Source organism: Xenorhabdus sp. IM139775 (genome assembly GCF_028598745.1).
GTDB lineage: Bacteria > Pseudomonadota > Gammaproteobacteria > Enterobacterales > Enterobacteriaceae > Xenorhabdus.
The window spans coordinates 14,320-34,714 of sequence record NZ_JAQRFK010000032.1 but is presented as its reverse complement, the minus strand read 5'-3'; the positions used below and the strand labels follow the sequence as shown (position 1 = coordinate 34,714).

19 protein-coding genes are annotated in these 20,395 nt (G+C 46.1%); 7 read left to right on the top strand and 12 right to left on the bottom strand.

The features are described from left to right. The first annotated feature begins 229 nt into the window (after positions 1 to 229). From ppdD to yacG, 6 genes are all read left to right on the top strand, one after another. Complete coding sequence (ppdD, locus tag PSI17_RS08945; RefSeq protein WP_273551657.1) at positions 230 to 652, top strand: prepilin peptidase-dependent pilin; 423 nt, start codon at positions 230 to 232, stop codon at positions 650 to 652. Positions 653 to 731: 79 nt separating this feature from the next. Then, complete coding sequence (gene gspE, locus PSI17_RS08940) at positions 732 to 2,276, top strand: type II secretion system protein GspE (RefSeq protein ID WP_273551656.1); 1,545 nt, start codon at positions 732 to 734, stop codon at positions 2,274 to 2,276. Continuing rightward, entirely contained in the window at positions 2,273 to 3,472 is a 1,200-nt protein-coding gene (hofC, locus tag PSI17_RS08935; RefSeq protein WP_273551655.1) for a protein transport protein HofC, read from the top strand. Before gspE ends, hofC begins: the two co-directional genes overlap by 4 nt. 132 nt (positions 3,473 to 3,604) lie before the next feature. Next, complete coding sequence (gene coaE, locus PSI17_RS08930; RefSeq protein WP_273551654.1) at positions 3,605 to 4,228, top strand: dephospho-CoA kinase; 624 nt, start codon at positions 3,605 to 3,607, stop codon at positions 4,226 to 4,228. After that, positions 4,221 to 4,979 (top strand): cell division protein ZapD, encoded by a 759-nt coding sequence (zapD, locus tag PSI17_RS08925; RefSeq protein WP_273551653.1) that lies wholly within the window; start codon positions 4,221 to 4,223, stop codon positions 4,977 to 4,979. The genes coaE and zapD overlap by 8 nt, the downstream gene beginning before the upstream one ends. Positions 4,980 to 5,158: 179 nt before the next feature. Beyond that, a complete protein-coding gene (yacG, locus tag PSI17_RS08920) occupies positions 5,159 to 5,353 on the top strand; it encodes a DNA gyrase inhibitor YacG (protein ID WP_273551652.1) in 195 nt (64 codons plus the stop codon). A 90-nt stretch (positions 5,354 to 5,443) separates the two neighbouring features. On the opposite strand, the gene mutT is transcribed toward yacG, so the two are convergent. The 3 genes from mutT to secM form a co-directional block, all read right to left on the bottom strand. Beyond that, on the bottom strand, positions 5,444 to 5,848 hold the full coding sequence (gene mutT, locus PSI17_RS08915; protein ID WP_273551651.1) for an 8-oxo-dGTP diphosphatase MutT: 405 nt from the start codon (positions 5,846 to 5,848) through the stop codon (positions 5,444 to 5,446). 173 nt (positions 5,849 to 6,021) lie between these two features. Beyond that, positions 6,022 to 8,730: a preprotein translocase subunit SecA gene (secA, locus tag PSI17_RS08910; RefSeq protein ID WP_273551650.1), complete on the bottom strand. Its 2,709-nt coding sequence runs from the start codon at positions 8,728 to 8,730 to the stop codon at positions 6,022 to 6,024. Positions 8,731 to 8,822: 92 nt separating this feature from the next. Beyond that, a complete protein-coding gene (gene secM, locus PSI17_RS08905) occupies positions 8,823 to 9,377 on the bottom strand; it encodes a secA translation cis-regulator SecM (protein ID WP_273551649.1) in 555 nt (184 codons plus the stop codon). A gap of 37 nt (positions 9,378 to 9,414) precedes the next feature. Here secM and PSI17_RS08900 point away from each other — a divergent pair, with 37 nt between their 5' ends. Continuing rightward, complete coding sequence (locus PSI17_RS08900; RefSeq protein ID WP_273551648.1) at positions 9,415 to 9,951, top strand: DUF721 domain-containing protein; 537 nt, start codon at positions 9,415 to 9,417, stop codon at positions 9,949 to 9,951. Positions 9,952 to 10,009: 58 nt separating this feature from the next. Here the strand turns inward: PSI17_RS08900 and lpxC are convergent, their stop codons facing one another. The 9 genes from lpxC to murD form a co-directional block, all read right to left on the bottom strand. Next, a complete protein-coding gene (gene lpxC, locus PSI17_RS08895; protein WP_273551647.1) occupies positions 10,010 to 10,927 on the bottom strand; it encodes a UDP-3-O-acyl-N-acetylglucosamine deacetylase in 918 nt (305 codons plus the stop codon). Positions 10,928 to 11,026: 99 nt separating this feature from the next. Further along, positions 11,027 to 12,190 carry a cell division protein FtsZ gene (ftsZ, locus tag PSI17_RS08890; RefSeq protein WP_273551646.1) on the bottom strand — a complete coding sequence of 388 codons (1,164 nt, stop codon included), beginning with the start codon at positions 12,188 to 12,190 and terminating at the stop codon, positions 11,027 to 11,029. A 69-nt stretch (positions 12,191 to 12,259) separates the two neighbouring features. After that, positions 12,260 to 13,516, bottom strand: coding sequence for a cell division protein FtsA (gene ftsA / locus PSI17_RS08885; RefSeq protein WP_273551645.1), 1,257 nt, complete (start codon positions 13,514 to 13,516; stop codon positions 12,260 to 12,262). A gap of 32 nt (positions 13,517 to 13,548) precedes the next feature. Further along, complete coding sequence (ftsQ, locus tag PSI17_RS08880; RefSeq protein WP_273551644.1) at positions 13,549 to 14,364, bottom strand: cell division protein FtsQ; 816 nt, start codon at positions 14,362 to 14,364, stop codon at positions 13,549 to 13,551. A 1-nt stretch (position 14,365) separates the two neighbouring features. Further along, positions 14,366 to 15,286 (bottom strand): D-alanine--D-alanine ligase, encoded by a 921-nt coding sequence (locus tag PSI17_RS08875; protein ID WP_273551643.1) that lies wholly within the window; start codon positions 15,284 to 15,286, stop codon positions 14,366 to 14,368. After that, positions 15,279 to 16,754, bottom strand: a complete 1,476-nt coding sequence (murC, locus tag PSI17_RS08870) for a UDP-N-acetylmuramate--L-alanine ligase (protein WP_273551642.1) — start codon at positions 16,752 to 16,754, stop codon at positions 15,279 to 15,281. Before murC ends, PSI17_RS08875 begins: the two co-directional genes overlap by 8 nt. 36 nt (positions 16,755 to 16,790) lie before the next feature. Then, on the bottom strand, positions 16,791 to 17,876 hold the full coding sequence (gene murG, locus PSI17_RS08865) for an undecaprenyldiphospho-muramoylpentapeptide beta-N-acetylglucosaminyltransferase (RefSeq protein ID WP_273551641.1): 1,086 nt from the start codon (positions 17,874 to 17,876) through the stop codon (positions 16,791 to 16,793). After that, positions 17,873 to 19,066, bottom strand: a complete 1,194-nt coding sequence (ftsW, locus tag PSI17_RS08860) for a cell division protein FtsW (RefSeq protein ID WP_273551640.1) — start codon at positions 19,064 to 19,066, stop codon at positions 17,873 to 17,875. Before ftsW ends, murG begins: the two co-directional genes overlap by 4 nt. After that, positions 19,066 to 20,391 (bottom strand): UDP-N-acetylmuramoyl-L-alanine--D-glutamate ligase, encoded by a 1,326-nt coding sequence (gene murD / locus PSI17_RS08855; RefSeq protein ID WP_273551659.1) that lies wholly within the window; start codon positions 20,389 to 20,391, stop codon positions 19,066 to 19,068. Before murD ends, ftsW begins: the two co-directional genes overlap by 1 nt. Positions 20,392 to 20,395: the final 4 nt, after the last annotated feature.

Here is a 20,395-nt window from a genome sequence, read left to right as displayed (position 1 = left end):
CCCCCTTAAAGTGTAACAGGCTAGCATGTTAGCACCTTTCAATCGGCCAATATTTCTGCCGTTTTTTATTTATGAGTAGGCTCGAAAAATTTTTGCAAGAAAATGCAACATCAGGTTATTTTTTCGAGCCAGTTTCATAAATTTGACTAACGATATTTTATTTCTCTTCTTTTTCTTCATGCTTATTGGCACTGACATTCAGTCCCAAAATACGCATAAAGGAAAAAAAATGAAACAACAAGGATTTACATTAATTGAAGTAATGGTTGTCATGGCTATCGTATCTATTCTCGGTGCAATTGCCATTCCCAGTTATCAGGGATATATCCAAAAAGCAGCATTAACCGATATGTTACAAGCCATTGTGCCTTATAAATCGGGAGTGGAACTGTGTCGCTTTGACGCTGAAAATTACAAAGATTGTCACTCCGGTCATCCCTCTATCCCATCAGGCCACAATAGCCGCTATATCAGCACGATCTCAGTAAAAGAGGGGGAAATCCTTGTAGTGGGACACCAGAATCTCAAGGGACTTCAGGCCACATTGAAACCCATCCAAGATACAAAGACTGGCCTGACTCAATGGAAAGCAATTTGTGAGTCTGAAAATGAATCGTTAAAAATAAAATGCCAGGAAACATTGAAAGTTTAAACTTCGCCTTTCACTGCCAATCGGCTTTAAATTGCAGAGAAAATGCTTAAGTCATATCAATATTAAAGGAATAAAGTTAATGATAAATAAGGATCATCTCTTGATGGAAAAAGAAATAAAAGAACTGTGCCAACGACATCAGGCGATTATTATCAAGAAAGATGTTCACACGATCACAATTGCCTGTAGTCAATCACCTAATGAGGATTTCATCGCCGCACTGAGATTTATTTCAGGTTTAATCGTTAATGTAGATATTTGGCCACAAGCAAAAATAGAATCTGGGCTGACACAAGGGAATTCATTCATATCAGCACAAAATTACTGTTCAGAAAGTGATAAAGAAGAGCCGTACCGTATAGGGCACCTTGATAACAATTATGCCCGTCATCATAATGCAATACAAACAAGCGCCCACCATGATGAAGAAATAGACACACCAGTTATTCAGTTAATTAATCAGACGATCTTAACTTCAATACAAAAAAGGGCTTCAGATATTCATTTTGAGCCTTCTCAACGTGGCTATCAAATACGTATTCGGGTTGATGGTGCATTACATACCCTGCAAGCGCCTCCTCCTCAAATGAATACAGGTATCCCTGCCCGCTTAAAAATCATGGCAAAACTCAATATTGCTGAAAAACGCCAGCCACAAGATGGGCAATTTGACTGGAATGACAACAAAAACAGTTATGCGATACGTATATCAACACTTCCCACACTCCATGGAGAAAAAATCGTCCTGCGTATTTTAAATACCATACACCAATTAGCCTTGGAACAATTGGGGCTGCCTGAATCACCATTACAACTTTTAAAACAAAAACTCCAGTTACCACAAGGGATGATTTTAGTAACAGGCCCAACCGGCAGTGGAAAAACCGTCACACTGTATAGCTGCTTGCGGTATTTAAATCAGGCTAAAAAGAATATCTGTAGTGTCGAAGATCCCGTTGAAATTCCCTTAGATGGCATCAACCAAACACCGGTTAATAACAAGATTGGCCTCGATTTTGCCAAAGTCCTCAGGGCATTATTACGGCAAGATCCCGATATCATCATGGTTGGTGAGATCCGTGACAACGAAACCGCCGAAATATCAATGAAAGCAGCACAAACGGGTCACTTGGTTTTATCAACACTGCATACCAATTCCACTATTGATACGTTATCTCGCCTGTATAATCTGGGCATCTCTGGCTATACCACAGCTTCATGTGTGAAATTGATCATCGCACAACGGCTGGTTCGTAAGCTCTGCCCCCATTGCCGGCAGCAAGACAGTATTCCCACAATAATCCCTGATATGACTCACTCAACAAAGGGAGCTGCTCCAGTAAGATCGGGTTCTATAAAACAATCGCTTTCGATAAAAAAATGGCATGCGGTTGGCTGTGACCACTGCTTTTCTGGCTACTACGGCAGAACCGCCATCTATGAATTTCTCGAAGTCAAACCTGAACTCCAGCAAGCCCTGTCTGACAGTTCTAACGCCAGCCATTCACATTTACTTGCCTCTCAGCAGGATGCAACGCTTTTTTCAGCGGGGCTGACATTAGTGGAAAAAGGAATAACGACGCTTGAAGAGATTTATCAGATTACGGGTCATGAAACAGTATGAAAATAGAATATATTTACCAATGGCAAGCCATTAACAAAAACGGAAAAGCGATAAAAGGAGAGTGTATTGGTCACAGCAAAAAAAGTGTATTCCAGCACCTCAGCCATCTCGAGCTTCAGCCCTATACCATTAAATGTAAAAAAATCATTTATTACAGCCAAAAGGAAATGGCCTATCGCCTCCATTTCATTCACCAATTAAGCACATTACTGACGTCAGGCATCCCTTTACTCAAGGGATTGTCTATTCTATTACAAGAGTGTAAACATGCTCTCTGGCGATGTGTCTTGGCGGACATGATTCAGAAAATTCGTCAGGGAGAATCATTCTCCGCAACTCTCGAACAGTATCCAAAATTATTTCCTCCCTTGTTCTGTCAACTTATTGCAGTAGGCGAGCAAACTGGCCAGCTTGAAAATTGCTGCCAATTAATCATTAACCGACTGGAGCAACAGAATACGTTGAGGAAGAAAATTCAGAAAGCGTATCACTATCCCTTGATAGTCGCTTGTGTGAGCCTTTTGGTGATTATTTTGATGTTGATTTTCGTTCTGCCAGAATTTCGACAAGTCTATTCTTCGTTAAATGCCACTCTGCCCCTGTTAACCCAGTGGGTTCTATCTGGTTCTGATTTATTGATCCATCATGGGATATTACTACTGTTAATAATACTGATATCGTTAATGAGTTATCTATGGCTACGCCATCGTTTTCCTATTCTTAAAGTAAAAGAAAAAATGCTTTTCCTGAGGCTTCCCATTTTTAAGCAACTCACTATTTATCAACAGACCAATCAAATATTTCATATCCTGTTTATGACACAAAAAGCGGGATTAACACTCATGACAGGGCTTGAATGTGCTCTAAATGCAACTCAGCACCCTGTTTTTATTACTGGCGTAAAAAGCCTGCACCGGCAAATTCAACAAGGCATATCAATGAGTGAGGCATTAAAACAAACAGCCTATTTCCCTTCGCTATGCCAACAATTTGTCACGATAGGTGAAGAATCAGGAGAATTAGAATTATTTCTATTCAATCTTGCACAATGGTATCAAGAAAAATCAATCAACCTTGCTGATAGTTTGGTTCAATTATTGGAGCCTTTGTTGATGTTGATAATGGCCTTGATTGTCGGTTTATTATTACTGGCGATGTACCTGCCTATTTTTCAATTAGGCGCAATATTAACGTAACAAGGTATTTACATGTTCTGTTATTTCCTCTTAAGGTCGCAATAACAGGAATTGTACGTGTTTGTTTATAGCTCATCTGCTTTCCTTGGGTTACAATTTGATTATGCTATCAAAGATATTTAAAGGGATAGAATGACTTATATTGTTGCACTTACAGGTGGGATCGGTAGCGGTAAAACGACTATCTCTAATGTATTTTCATCCCTTGGTGTCCCGCTTGTTGATGCAGATATTATCGCCAGAGATGTTGTCGCATCTGGCACTCCCGCATTACAAGCAATCACAGCGCACTTTGGGTCCACCATATTACTACCCGATGGCAACCTTAATCGTACCATGTTGCGCCAAAAAATTTTTTCTGCCCCGGAAGAGAAACAGTGGCTCAATGCCCTGTTACATCCACTGATCCAAATAGAAACACAGCGGCAATTAAACCAAGTGACTGCCCCCTATGCCATATGGGTGGTTCCTCTGTTAATTGAAAACAATTTAATGCATTTGGCAGATCGTATTTTAGTTGTCGATGTCCCAACTGAAGTACAGATTAACCGAACAATGGCTCGTGATGGCGTGAGCCGTGGGCAAGTCGCAAATATTCTGGCTGCACAGGCCAGCCGTCAGGACAGACTGGAAAAGGCAGATGATGTTATCGTTAACCACAACAGTGAACAGGGCATTACCCCCCGAGTGGCCGAGTTACATCAACAGTATTTAAAACAAGCACAATCAGTCAGACAGGAAAACCGTAATGAGTGATGCAACCGCTACGATTATTTTTGAACATCCACTCAATGAAAAAATGCGTTCATGGTTGAGGATTGAGTCTTCACTGCAACAGTTGGAAAAACAACGCCAGCTAGATTCTCAGGCAAGCAGCCTCGCGTTTTTCCGTACCATTGCCGAATTAATTGAGATCCTAGAACGCGGTGAAGTCCGTTCTGAGCTATTGAAAGAGTTGGATCGCCAGCAGACGAAATTAAAACAATGGCTCAGTGCGCCAAATGCCGATACCGCGATGATCCATCATTTGACCAAGCAGCTTAAAGAACGCAGTATTGCCTTAAACCAAGCCCCCCGGCTTAGTCAGTATATTAAAGAAGATCGGATGATCAGCATGGTACGCCAACGACTCAGCATCCCCGGGGGATGTTGTAGTTTTGACTTACCAACATTGCATCTGTGGCTACATTTACCACAATCCGTCAGGGATGAATCTGTCAAAACCTGGCTAGATAGCCTGCATCCATTACAGCAAGCCTTGGAAAGTATTCTGGAACTTATACGCCATTCTGCCATTTTCACCCCTAAAGCCAGTCACAATGGATTTTATCAAGGGAATGCAGATGAAGCTGATTTGCTGAGATTAAAATTGGATGTTGTACCAAGTGCATTGGTTTACCCACAAATCTCCGGCTATAAAACACGCTTCGCCATCCGTTTCTTACCAATGGATAGTGAGCATGGTGTTGTCCCTGCCCATTTGTCATTTGAATTGGCCTGCTGTTAACATATATCCAATAAATTTCAAGTTGCAGCACGGGAACGCTTTCCCGTAGTACAGCTAATTCTATGAACTACGTCACTGGATTTCTCCGTTGATTTCCTTGTTGAATAGTGAGTTCAGCCAACAAAGCTGCGGCGTGAGAATGGACAGCGTGGCTTTCAACTTAAACGGGAGAAAATAATATGTCTGAAGTATTGACTGTCGAATGTCCAACATGTGGCAACACAGTAATATGGGGAGAAATTAGCCCATATCGCCCATTTTGCAGCAAACGTTGCCAGTTAATCGACTTGGGGGAATGGGCCAATGAGGAAAAAACAATACCAAGCCAAAGCGACAGTTCAGAAAATGATGACTGGAGCGAAGAACCAAAATAATACAGGTAATATTATCAATATCATATAACGGATATTATAGCGGCGCCTATTTGGCGCCGCGGGATATTACGCACATCCATTCAAGACGCTTTAACAGGAACTATTTTGGGTTAGAAAACTGACAATGCTACGGTTTGCCGGTGGAAATTCATCAGCCACTAACTCTGATTGTAAAACCCAACGGGAAGGCTGCCCTTCTTTACCAAATGGCTCGTCTTTCCATTCATCAACCAGAAAAAAATCAAGTATGATGCTTCTGTCAGGAAAATCATGTTTAATGGTATCAATTAACTCACAGTGCGTTACCGTGATCCCAACCTCTTCCTTTAATTCTCGAATCAATGCTTGTTCAGGTGTTTCCCCCTGTTCAAGTTTTCCGCCGGGAAATTCCCAAAAGCCGCCCATATGTGAATCAATGCTACGCTGAGTGATAAAAATTTCATCACCGCTATTTCTAATGATACCTGCTGCAATATGCAGATGTTTTTTTTCCATAATCGTTTTTCTTGCAGTTTATTATTCAACCTGAGTGACTATCTCTTGCAGATTACATTAGCATTCGTTTAAGCCGCAAATTTGTATTCAATCAAGCAGTGCCAATGATGACTGGAGCCGTCAATGCATTGACACTACTGGTTATTTACTCATTATTGACGGATTCACTTTACTTATAAACGGCCATGGCAATGCTTATATTTTTTGCCGGAACCACATGGGCAAGGATCATTGCGTCCAACTTTACGCTCTCCCGTTGACATTTGAGCTTCTGCTTGTGACATCAACGCACCCTGTTCAACTTCATGGCTCAAATGTTGCTGCCTTGCCAAACGTTCAGCTTCTTCACGACGCTGTTGTTCTAACGCCTCAACTTCTTCCGGCATTCTGACCTGAACTTTGCTCAAGGTACTGATCACTTCATATTTCAGTGATTCCAGCATGTTGGCAAACATGGCAAAAGATTCGCGTTTGTATTCCTGTTTTGGATCTTTCTGTGCATAACCACGCAGATGAATGCCTTGGCGCAGGTAATCCATTGCAGCCAAATGCTCTTTCCACAATGTGTCCAGGGTTTGCAGCATGATACCTTTTTCAAAACTACGCATCATTTCTGCACCGACGATCTCTTCTTTCTGCTGATAGATTTCGATCGATTGCTCAAGAATACGTTCACGCAACGTTTCTTCGTGCAATTGAGGCTCTTTATCCAGCCACTCTTTAATCGGCAGATCCAAATCAAACTCGTTGACTAAACGTTCCTGCAAGCCTTCAACGTCCCACATTTCTTCCAGTGACTGCGGTGGAATATAAGCATCAATGGTTACCTTGAAGACATCTTCGCGAATGCTGGTGATGGTTTCGCTGACATCGCTCACATCCAGCAAGTCGTTACGTTGAGCATAAATTGCGCGACGCTGATCGTTCGCAACATCATCATATTCCAGCAATTGTTTACGGATATCAAAGTTACGGCTCTCAACTTTACGTTGAGCATTAGCAATCGCTTTAGTCACCCACGGATGTTCAATCGCTTCTCCCGGCTGCATACCCAGTTTACGCATCATGCCCGTCACACGATCGGATGCAAAAATGCGCATCAAGGAGTCTTCCATTGAGAGATAGAAGCGTGAAGAACCGGCATCCCCCTGACGCCCCGCACGACCACGTAACTGGTTATCAATACGGCGTGATTCATGACGCTCTGTACCGACAATATGTAAACCGCCCGCAGCCAATACTGCATCATGACGCTCTTGCCACTCTGCCTTGATTTTCTCGATTTGCGCTTCCGTTGGCTCTTCCTGTTTAGCGACTTCCGACTGCCAGCTTCCTCCCAACACGATGTCAGTACCACGTCCCGCCATGTTGGTTGCAATAGTCACGGTACCAGCCTGACCCGCCTGCGCGATGATGTCAGCTTCCATGGCATGGAATTTTGCGTTCAGGACGTTATGGTTAATGCCAGCTTCCGTTAATGCCTTAGACACAAGTTCTGATTTTTCAATCGAGATTGTCCCCACCAAAACAGGCTGACCACCGTTTGTCCGCTCTTTGATATCTTCAATGATCGCCTCAATTTTTTCCGCTTCTGTCATGTAGACCAGATCCGATAAGTCCTGACGGATCATCGGGCGATTGGTTGGAATGACGATGGTATCTAGTTTATAAATGGATCTGAATTCGAAGGCTTCCGTGTCGGCAGTACCTGTCATCCCTGCCAATTTTTCATATAAACGGAAATAGTTCTGGAAGGTGATTGAAGCCAGCGTCTGGTTTTCATTCTGAATATCGACACCTTCTTTAGCTTCCACCGCCTGATGCAGACCATCAGACCAACGGCGCCCTTGCATGGTACGCCCGGTATGTTCATCAACGATGATGACTTCACCATCTTTAACAATATAATCAACATCACGGGTAAACAGGGCGTGGGCACGCAGCGCGGCGGTTACATGGTGCATCAGCATGATATTGGTCGGTGAATACAAGGACTCGCCTTCCTCCATCAATTTGGCATCCACCAATAACTCTTCAATCAATATCAGACCACGCTCTGTCAGATTGACTTGACGTGATTTTTCATCAACTGAGAAATGGCCTTCTCCCTGAAATGTCTCTGAATCCTCTTTTTCCTGACGTACCAAGTTCGGGATCAGTTTATCTACTTTGATATAAAGCTCAGAACTGTCTTCCGCTGGCCCTGAAATAATCAATGGGGTACGCGCTTCGTCGATCAGAATGGAGTCAACCTCATCCACCAGCGCGTAGTGCAGTTTGCGCTGAACGCGATCTTCCGGACTAAATGCCATGTTGTCACGCAGATAGTCAAAACCAAATTCATTATTGGTGCCGTAAGTGATATCCGTCGCATACGCTTCACGTTTTGCCGGCGCTGGCATACCCGGTAAGTTAATGCCGACGCTCAAGCCAAGGAATTCAAACAGTGCGCGGTTATTTTCAGCATCGCGCTGTGCCAGGTAATCATTCACGGTAACAACGTGGACACCTTTCCCAGTTAGCGCGTTCAGATAAGCAGGCAATGTTGCGGTCAGTGTCTTACCTTCACCTGTACGCATCTCTGCAATACAGCGTTCATTCAATACCATCCCGCCCAGTAACTGAACATCAAAGTGACGCATACCGAATACACGTTTACTGGCCTCACGCACCGTTGCAAACGCTTCCGGCAGAATTTGCTCCAGTGACTCTCCCTCTTTTAAACGGGCACGAAATTGCGCCGTTTTCGCTTTCAGTTCTTCATCAGAGAGTTTTTCAAAGCCCGGCTCCATATGGTTGATCACATCAACCATTTTGCGCAAACGGCGCAAGGTACGGTCATTACGACTACCAAAAATTTTTGTCAGTAATTTAATCAGCATAATTAGTACATCTCAGATAGGGCTATTGTTGTAGCCAATCAATCATTTTTAAAAGTTGCCTTATTAAACTTAGGATGAATAAGACAGCAGCATTAAAGCAAAAATAGATGATTAAGTGTTGGCCCGGCCCTAATTCCCTGAACTTTTGCGACCCAAATAGCTGGAGTATGGGTATCAGGAAGCACAAGATCCACCATCGCAACATCTGAGATAATTTTTTCAAACGACGCTGGGGCTTGTGTCAGCATGGCATGCAACGTATCCAGCATAAGTTGTTGCATGGATGGGGAAGAAATCCGATGACTTTCGTTTGCGCTTTCGTTCCTGACTGGCTCAGTAACCGAAAAAGCAAAAGAAAGTTGACGGATCACATTACGGACGGCATGTTGCTGCCAGTGATTTAAATAATGAGAAGATTGGCGCTGGACACTTTTAAATTGCAGCAAGTGTAATTTAAATAAGTGTTCAAAAGAGGAAAATGCCTGATGACGGCTACCTTGGGCAGAAGAAGTATTTGTATGATGTAGGCTTTCTGCCACTCCAGCGAAAACAGTAGGAACACCGATCCCTGTAGCAACCATGCCCAGCAAAAGGTGAGACCAAAAATAACGCCTACCAAATTGTCGCCAAAGATTTAAAATACTCATTAATCCTTCATTAATAAATACTGGAACTGCCTCTATTATGCGAGATAGCCACCCACAATCACTGGATAAGCTATTTGAAGATGCGGCAACTGTCGGAAAAAGCCCTCTTCAAACCATTCAACAACATGCCATCGCATTATTGAAACTCAACCGTGCCGTTCTCAGTTTGCTTCCTGCACAATTGCACCCGTGGTGCAGAGTTGCCAATTATCGCAAACAAATTCTGGTACTGGAAGCAGGAAATGCCAGTTGGATGACTCGGCTCCGGTATGAAATTCCTGTTTTGCTGTCTACATTGAGAAGCGAAATTCTACCATCTTTATCCTCAATCGACATCAGGATTAACCCATCATTAATGGTTAAGTGTGATAATAATGAACAAGGTTTCTCAAAATCGACCACAAAAGTATTCAGTAATGATAATCAGGAATTACCAAAGCGCCAGCTCACTCACGAAAGTGCAAAAACATTAATGATGCTGGCCGAAAACAGCCCTGAAAAATTGAAAAGGACACTGGAGAGGTTGGCTGCACTGGCCGGAGAGGGTACCAGTACAGCCAAAAAAAAGCACTAACGCTGGGTGAAAAATAGCAGCGAAAAGAGCGTAATAGATAACATAACCCACTGGTGCATCATGCCAACACCAGTGATGGAGCACGGAAAGCCAGTGGCATTTCAGCTTCATCTTCAAATGTGACAAATTCCCAAGCGCTTTCATGCGCTAAGACGGTTTGCAACAGTTGGTTGTTCAGTGCATGGCCTGATTTGAACGCAGTAAAAGCGCCAATAATATTATAGCCACACATGAACAGATCGCCGATGGCATCCAGCATCTTATGGCGAACGAATTCATCTTCAAAACGCAAGCCATCTTCATTGAGCACACGGTAGTCATCAACGACAATCGCGCAATCAAAGCTGCCTCCAAGGCACAAGCCTTTGGATTGTAAGTACTCAATATCGCGCATAAATCCAAAAGTACGCGCACGACTAATCTGGCGAACAAACGAATCGGCTGAAAAATCCAGACTATAACGTTGTGAGCTGGCATCAATCGCTGGGTGATTAAAATCAATGGTAAAATCCAGACTGAAACCATGATAGGGTGCCAATTCAGCCCATTTATCACCGTCTTCCACACGAACGCTTTCTTTCATGCGCACGAATTTCTTCGCGACATTCAGCTCTTCAATACCCGCATCCAATAACAGGAAAACAAACGGGCTGGCGCTGCCGTCCATAATCGGGATTTCTGGGGCATCAACTTCAATAACAATATTGTCGATCCCTAATCCTGCCAGCGCTGCATTCAAATGCTCAACGGTTGAAATACGCACATTATGCTCATTCACCAGACAAGTACAGAGCATAGTATCACGCACAGATTTGGCATTCGCCGGAAAATCAACCGGAGGATTCAAGTCAGTACGACGATAGATGACCCCGGTATTGGCCGGCGCTGGACGCATTGTCAGCGTGACTTTCTTACCGGTGTGCAAACCGACGCCGGTCGCTTGAACAATACGTTTTAGTGTCCTTTGTTTGATCATCGTTTATATCTCGCAATGTTACTTATCCCGCCAATCACTATAAGGTATGACTGGCAGGACAGTTTAGCACAAAAAGCGGAGAAGCCAATTTTTTAGCAATCAATCAGCCTGCTTACGCAAAAAAGCAGGAATGTCCAGATAATCTGGCTCTTTGCTTGTATGTGCATTTTGATCATTGACAACTTTTGCTGCTGTTTTGCCCTCATCAGACAATGAAGAGATTCCGCCCGGCATCTGCTGGTAACGGCGATCAATCGTGTTTGCCTGAGGTGCCTTGTTATTGGTCACCAGCGTAATTTCCGGACGTTTGTCCATGCCAATACCGGTTGCCACAACGGTCACACGCAGCTCATCATTCATTTCTGGATCCAATGACGTACCGATAACCACCGTCGCATTATCAGAAGCAAATGCGCGGATTGTGTTACCAACCGTTTCAAATTCATCCAAACGCAGGTCAAAGCCCGCGGTAATGTTAACCAGAACGCCGCGCGCACCAGAAAGATCAATATCTTCCAGCAATGGGCTGGAAATCGCCATTTCTGCTGCTTCTTCCGCACGATCTTCGCCTTGGGCGATACCTGACCCCATCATGGCGTAACCCATTTCTGACATCACGGTACGAACGTCAGCGAAGTCAACGTTCATCAGACCCGGGCGAGTAATCAGTTCAGCAATACCCTGCACGGCACCTTTCAGAACATCATTGGCTGCGCCGAAGGCATCCAACAGGGAAATACCGCGTCCCAGGACTTTCAATAATTTGTCATTCGGGATGGTGATCAATGAGTCCACATGTTTGGACAATTCAGTGATCCCTTGTTCCGCGAAGGCCATACGTTTTTTGCCTTCGAAATTAAATGGCTTAGTCACGACAGCAACGGTCAAGACACCAAGTTCTTTGGCAATTTCAGCGACAACAGGTGCTGCCCCCGTTCCCGTACCGCCCCCCATCCCTGCGGCAATAAATACCATGTCTGCACCTTCCAGTGCGGTACGCAGTGATTCGCGGTCTTCTTCTGCGGCAGTACGGCCAACCTCAGGGTTTGCACCAGCGCCTAATCCTTTCGTAATGCCGTTGCCAATCTGGATAGTCTGACCAACAGCCGACTTACGCAGTGCCTGAGCATCCGTGTTAACCGCAAAGAAGTCAACACCTTCAATACGCTCACGCACCATGTGCTCCACAGCATTACCGCCGCCGCCGCCGACGCCGATGACTTTAATCACCGCGTCATTGGTTAATTCCAGTGGTTCAAACATAATTTCTCTCCGTTTTATGCCTTTATATCGAGGCCAACGACATGGTTGTCGCGGCTTCTGTATAAAAAATCAAAATTCTTTTCTCAGCCAGTTGCTGATTTTCTTAAACCAGCCGCTCACTGACGTTCTTTTATCGGCATCAGAATCTCCGCCAAGGTGGGATTCTTTACCATAATGCAGAAGCCCAACTGCTGTTGAGTAGCAAGGCTCCTGCACATAATCTGTCAGTCCAGTGATGTTCAGGGGACGACCAATGCGGACTTGGGTATGGAATACCCGTTGGGCACATTCGGCCAAACCATCAATCTGGGCTCCTCCCCCTGTCAGGACAATCCCTGCTGCCAGGTGGTGCTTCACGCCCTGCTGCCGCAATTGCTCCTGCAATCGCAAAATCTCATCATTCACTAAATTCAGCAGTTCGGTATAACGGGGTTCGATAACTTCAGCCAGTGTTTGACGTTGCAAGCTACGGGGAGGACGTCCTCCCACACTTGGAACTTCTACATTTTCATCCTTACTTACTATCGAACCCAATGCGCAGCCATGACGAACCTTGATGGTTTCTGCATCACTTGGAGGAGTACCAAACGCGTAGGCGATATCACTGGTGACGACATTGCCCGCATAAGGAATAACCTTGGTATGACGCAATGCGCCGCCGGTATAGACCGCAATATCCATCGTCCCGCCGCCGATATCAACGACACAGACCCCCAATTCACGTTCATCTTCGGTTAACACAGCATAACTTGCCGCCAGTCCTGCAAAAATAAGTTGATCAACTTTCAACCCACAACGTTCAACGGCTTTTACAATATTTTTCGCCATGTCGTTATGGCAGGTAATCAAGTGGACTTTCGCCTGCATACGCACACCCGAGAGCCCAACCGGATTCTTGATCCCCTCTTGATAGTCAATCGCGTATTCCTGTGGGATCACATGCAAAATACGGTGTTCGTCACGAACACGAACTGACTTAGCGGTATGGACAACACTGTCCACATCATCTTGTGTGACTTCTTCTTCCGAAACCGGCACCATGCCTATTTCGTTCTGGCAACTAATATGTTTGCCGGAAAGCGCCAGATAGACTGAAGAAATCTGGCAATCTGCCATGAGTTCAGCCTGATCAATCGCACGCTGTACGCATTTGACGACCGATTCAAGATCGTTGACACCGCCTTTATCCATGCCGCGGGATGGGCAACTTCCTACGCCGATAATATTAACCATACCATCGGGCAGAATTTCACCAACCAGGGCAGATACCTTTGCTGTACCGATCTCAAGGCCAACTACCAATTTTCTGTCCGTTGATTTGATCATCGTTATTCTGCCTGTCTCTGTATTATTACCCGTCACTGTTTGTTTTCTTGCCCGTTCATTAAAACTGGCGTATCAGTTAATAAAGAAGCCCAACCTACCGCCGCACCGCTGTCATAACGTAAGTCAACATAAGCCACACGTTTTTCAGTGTTTTTCAACAACACAGGATAAAGTTCAACAAAACGTCTCACTTGTCCTATTTCAGCTCGATTTCCTAACTCCAAACGGATATCGTTATCCAATATGAGTTGCCAGGAATGGCGCGCTGTCATGATCACTGCTTTCAGTTTCATCTGGTGCTTTTCAAGAAAAGGCGCTATGTAGTGATATTTATCCAATACGTCTTTTTCTTTACCCTCTGGCCCGTATAACAGCGGATATTGCCCGTGTGCACTACGCTCCACAGGTAAGCTGAATACCCGACCTTCAGCATCCAGCAGTTGGGTATCATTCCAGCGCGCATAAGGCACGTATTCTACCAGATGTATTTTAAGTTCATCAGGCCATTGTTTACGTACAGTGACTTGCCGAATCCAAGGCAATTGTTCAATCTTTTCTTGAATGACGTTGACATCCTGAGTCATAAATGTTCCGGGAGATCTCAGGGACAAAATAGCCTGCCTTACATCATCATCCGTGGTGTAATGGAGTTCACCCGTCAACACCAGCTTTGAGAGCGGTAATCGGTTAGGATCTTTCATCCAGTCCAGTGTCATCCAGCCCCCCCATATGATGGTGCCAACCACCATCAAGAAGAAAAGGATCCCTGCCAGATAGTAACCATTACTGGGACGATATCCTTGGGCTTCATTCCCCCGCTCCCGGCTATTCCAGGCTGCCTGCGACATATTAACCAGCCAACTCCAAAATTCTCGCGGCGAGTTGAGAAAAACTTAGCCCAGCCTGACGCGCAGCAATGGGGACAAGACTATGGCTCGTCATGCCGGGGGAGGTGTTAGCCTCCAACAAGTAGAAGTTACCCTGACCATCATCCATGATATCGACTCGCCCCCAACCACGACATCCCAGCGCCTTATATGCCTTTGATGCGATATCTAACAGCGCCTGCTCTTTTTCCGCACTCAAGCCACTTGGACAAAAATATTGCGTTTGGTTGGAAATGTATTTTGCATCGTAATCATAAAACACGTCCGGAACCTGAATACGGATAGAAGGCAGGGCTTCATCCCCCAAAAAACCGACAGTATATTCGGGGCCAAACAGCCATTTTTCAACCAACACATCCGTATCGTGTTTAAATGCCAGCGCCAATGCGCCACGCAATTCGGCATACTCATTCACCTTGCTCATCCCAACACTGGAGCCTTCCAGATTCGGTTTGACCATTAATGGCAGGCCTAATTCTTGAACATATTCTTTGAGTTGAAAATCATTAAGTTGTTCAAATTTTTGAGCATTAATGACGACATAAGGTGAAACAGGCAGTTTTGCCCCCTGCCATAGCTGTTTTGTGCGCAATTTATCCATTGACAAGGCAGATGCCATCACTCCGCTGCCGGTATAAGGAATTTGCAAAAATTCCAGCACCCCCTGCAACGTGCCATCCTCACCACCGCGACCATGCAGTGCGATAAAGACTTTATTGAATCCTTCTTCTTTGAGTTTAGTCACATCAAAGTCTTTTGTATCAACTGGGCAAGCATTAATTCCCGCTTCCTTCAGCCCTGCCACAACTGCCTGCCCTGATTGCAATGAAACTTCGCGTTCAGCGGACGTTCCGCCCAACAGAACAGCAACCTTATCAACCATGATGTTCTCCCTCATAAAAAGATGGCTGTAATTTTGTTTCAGCCAAATTGCGCGCTATTTTACCGATATTACCGGCACCCTGTACCAAGATTAAGTCATTGTTTTCTATCACCTGTGACAGGATGGCTGAAATTTGATCGGGGTCTGATACAAAAATCGGGTCCAACTTGCCACGACTGCGGATAGTACGGCATAAAGAACGGCTGTCCGCGCCCGGGATCGGCGTTTCACCTGCGGCATACACATCCAACATTAATAGAACGTCTACCTGACTCAAGACATTGGCAAAATCATCATATAAATCACGAGTTCTTGTATAACGGTGTGGCTGGAATACCATGACAATACGTTTATCCTCCCAACCCGCTCGTGCCGCTTTAATCGTGGCATCAACTTCTGTTGGGTGATGACCATAATCATCGACCAACATCACGCTACCTTCTTTGTCATTGATATGTTTGAGAGGAAAATCTCCCAGAAAATCAAAGCGGCGCCCAGTTCCCTGAAATTCTGCCAGCGAAGCAAGGATCGCAGTATCCTCAATGCCTTCTTCTGTCGCCACTGCGACGGCTGCCGCCGCATTCAGCGCATTGTGGCGCCCGGGGGCATTAAGTACTACATGCAGATCGGGCAAATCAGATCGGCTGATGGTGAAAAACCCCTGAGCCGCTTTTTGCTCATAATGGGTAATGCGAACGTCGGCTTCCTCACTGAAACCATAGGTCGTGATATAACGCCCAATCCGCGGAATCAGCTCTTTCACGACCGGATCGTCAATACACATCACAGCACGCCCATAAAATGGCAGGTTATGCAGGAAGTTAACGAATGTCTGTTTCAGGATTTCGAAATCACCCTGATAGGTATCCATGTGGTCAGCTTCAATATTGGTGACAACCGCCATCATGGGCTGCAAATGCAAGAATGAAGCATCACTTTCATCGGCTTCCGCGATCAAATAGCGGCTGCTGCCTAGACGAGCATGTGTACCCGCTGCTTTCACCAACCCACCATTCACAAAGGTGGGATCAAGACCCGCCTGTGCATAAATGCCCGTAATCATTGCCGTCGTCGTGGTTTTTCCATGCGTTCCCGCAATCGCAATACCGTGGCGGTAACGCATCAGCTCTGCCAGCATTTCCGCACGACGGATGACCGGAATTCGCGCTTCACGCGCCGCCACTATTTCTGGGTTTTCCGCCGAAATAGCGGTAGATGCTACGACGACGCTGGCATCCCGCACATTTTCTGGACGATGATTGAAATAAATTGTTGCCCCTAATGCGATCAGTTGTTGTGTGACCGGATTGGGTGCCAGATCAGAACCACTTATCTGATAACCTTCATTAGCCAACACCTCGGCGATACCACCCATGCCAGCACCCCCGATGCCAACAAAGTGGATATGCCTGACTTTTCTCATTTCAGGCACTGAAGCTCTTAATTTCGCCAACTGTTGTGTATTCACGTTTTAATCTTCACTCGTTATGTTTACATCACCGTTCTACTCGGAACGGCCTGAATAATTTTCTGCCACATCATTCAACGCCGCTGCGACACGCTCAGTGGCATTGATAATGGCGACTGTGCGGGCTTTTTCTGCCATTTCCAGCAATTGTGGACGTTGCCACTGAGTCAATAACTCGACGACCGCATCAACCGTAAATTCGGGTTGTTCAAGTATCTTTGCGGCACCGGCTTTTTCCAAAGGCAAGGCGTTCCAATATTGCTGCCGATCTTTATGTTGGAAAGGAATAAAAATCGCCGGTAAACCTGCGGCGGAAACTTCACTGACCGTCAGTGCACCAGAACGGCAAACAACAATATCTGCCCACGCATAAGCCTGCGCCATATCATCAATAAATTCAGTCACTTTGAATTCAGACTGGACTGAATTTTCATATTTTTCCTGCGTTTCTTCTCTGGCACCCTTTCCTGCCTGATGCCATAAGGTGATTTTATCGCCCAAGCGAGCCGCCACCCCTGGCATCGTTTGGTTCAGAACCCTTGCTCCCTGACTACCGCCAACCACAAGCACCCGAACCGGCCCTTCGCGCCCAGCCAGACGCTGCATGGGTTCCGGCAATGCCAATACGTCTTCCCTGACGGGGTTGCCGACCACCGGTGCGGTCGGGAATGCGCCCGGAAATGCCTGTAAAACCGTTTTGGCAATTTTGGCTAACCAACGATTCGTTAGCCCCGCAATGCCATTCTGCTCATGCAGTACAACCGGAATACCGCACAACCAGGCCGCTATTCCACCCGGCCCGGAGACATACCCCCCCATTCCCAGCACAACATCTGGCTGATAGCGGCGCATAATCGCTTTTGCCTGACAAATGGCCTTAAAAATTCTGATCGGGGCAGCAAGCAGTGCTTTGATTCCCTTGCCCCGCAAGCCTGAAATCTGAATAAATTCAATCTCAATGCCATGTTTCGGCACTAAATCAGCTTCCATGCGATCCGCCGTTCCCAGCCAGCGGATCTCCCACCCCTGCTCTTTTAAATGGTGGGCAACGGCCAGTCCGGGGAATACATGACCACCCGTACCACCTGCCATCACCATTAAACGCCGGTTTTTGCCACTCATTTAGGGCTCCTTACAAACGCCTGTGCTTTTGCCAGACGGACTTCATAATCAATTCGCAATAACAAGACGATGGCCGTTGACATGACAATCAAACTTGAACCACCGTAGCTGACTAACGGTAATGTTAATCCTTTCGTTGGCAGCATACCTGCCGCCGCGCCAACGTTGATGAATGCCTGAAAGCTGAACCATATGCCGATTGCACAAGCCAAAAAACCAGAAAACCGTTGATTGAGTTGCAAGGCCCGACGGCCGATCATCATTGCGCGGAAAGCGACGAAGAATACCATTGCCAACACTAAAACCACACCGAAATACCCCAGTTCCTCAGCCAGAATGGAGAAAATAAAGTCAGTATGGGCTTCCGGCAAATATTCGAGTTTCTGGACTGAATTCCCCAGCCCCTGCCCAAAGAAGTTGCCACGGCCAAATGCCATCAGTGATTGGGTTAACTGATAACCGCTGCCAAAAGGATCTTCCCACGGATTGAGGAACGAGGTGACCCTGCGCATACGGTACGGTTCAACCACAATCAGGACGCACACGGCAAATATTCCGCAGCTAATAATGGCAAGGAATTGCCACAATTTGGCACCCGCCATAAACAGCAAGGCCAACGTTGTCACAAACAACACGATCACGGTTCCCAAATCGGGCTGCGCCAGCAATAAAATCGCTAATGCAATCATGACCCCCATCGGTTTGCCGAAGCCCCAGAAATTGTTTCTTACTTCCTCAACTTTTCTGACCAGATAGCTGGAGAGATAACAAAAGAGTGAAAGTTTCGACAATTCTGCCGGTTGAATACGCAATGGGCCAATCGCGACCCAGCGTGATGCCCCATTGACTGAACTCCCCACAAACAGCACGACAACCAGCATCATGATGGTCACTAATAACATCACATTGCTATAACGCAGCCAGAAGTCCATCGGAATGCGCAGCGTAATAAGGGATAAGAAAAAGCACAGCGACAAGTAAATGGCATCACGGCGGGCAAAGATAAAGGGATCTTGGGCAAGACGCTGACCAACGGGCATTGATGCTGACGTTACCATGATAAAGCCAATCACAGACAACCCTAATATCATCCAGACCAGGGTACGATCATACATAACGGTATCTGTGGCATCGACGTCCACATTTCCCGCCAACCAAGTTTTAAATTTACCAAGGCCTGGAATGGTCATTAGCCTAACTCCTCTGCCAAACGCGCAAATTCATGACCACGATGTTCAAAGCTGTTGAACTGATCGAAGCTCGCACAAGCGGGTGACAGTAATACCATGTCGCCAGAAACCAGCTTGGGGGCAATTTCTTTCATCGCCTGTTCCATTGTTTCTGTCAGTGTTGAAATATCAGGCCGCAATTGTGCTAATTGCCTTCCATCACGACCAAAACAGTAAAGACGGATATGATCCCCCGATATAGAGGATTTCAGTGGGGTGAAATCCGCCATTTTCCCTTCTCCCCCCAATAAAAGATAAAGTGTCCCTGCCAGTTTTAATCCACGGAGTGCCGCTTGGGTGCTGCCAACATTCGTTGCCTTGGAGTCGTTTACCCAACGAACCCCTTTTCTCATGTGAATGACCTGAAAACGGTGTTCCAGCCCGGCGCAGGTTCGCAAAGCCTGAAGGCTGGCCGCCCGGGGGATACCTACCGCATCTGCCAGTGCTAACGCGGCTAATCCATTGGTATAGTTATGAAGCCCGGCCAGTTGCATCTCATGGGTTGCCAACACGGGATGTTGATTAACCAACAGTTGTTGGTGTTCACTATCAAGCTGATAATCCCCCCCATCGACACCAAAGCTGACACAACGGTTATCTTTGCCTGTTTCTGGGAGTGTCAAAGCATCCTGTTCATTGACTACGCAAACTTTTGCCTGATCATAAATGCGCAACTTCGCGGCACGATACTGTGGCAATCCTTTCGGATAACGAACCATGTGATCTTCGGTTACATTCAGTACCGTCGCCGCCGCTGCCTGCAAACTATAGGTTGTTTCAAGTTGGAAACTGGACAATTCCAGTACATAAAGCTGACAGGGCTGTTTCAGCAACGCCAGCGCAGGGACACCAATGTTGCCCCCCACGCCAACCTGCCAGCCCGCTTCTTCCGCCATTTCCCCAACCAGCGTGGTCACGGTGCTTTTACCATTTGAACCCGTAATGGCCACAATCGGCGCAATCGCTTCACGGCAAAACAGTTCAATATCGCCGATAATTTCAATCCCAGCGTCAGCCGCGGCCTGCAATTCAGGCGTTGCCAGTGCAATGCCCGGGCTGACAACGATTAAATCGGCATCCATCAACCACGGTTTATTCAGGCTCCCTGTGTGACACTCGACGCTATCAGGCAGCTTATCGCTGCCCGGTCGCACTATGCGGGGATCTATCGCACGGGTATCCATGACACGGGGCGTCACGCCACGTGCCATAAAAAAGTCAACGCAGGACAGACCTGTCAGCCCTAACCCAACGATGACGACTTTTTTGTTCCCGTATTCGGTCATAAGT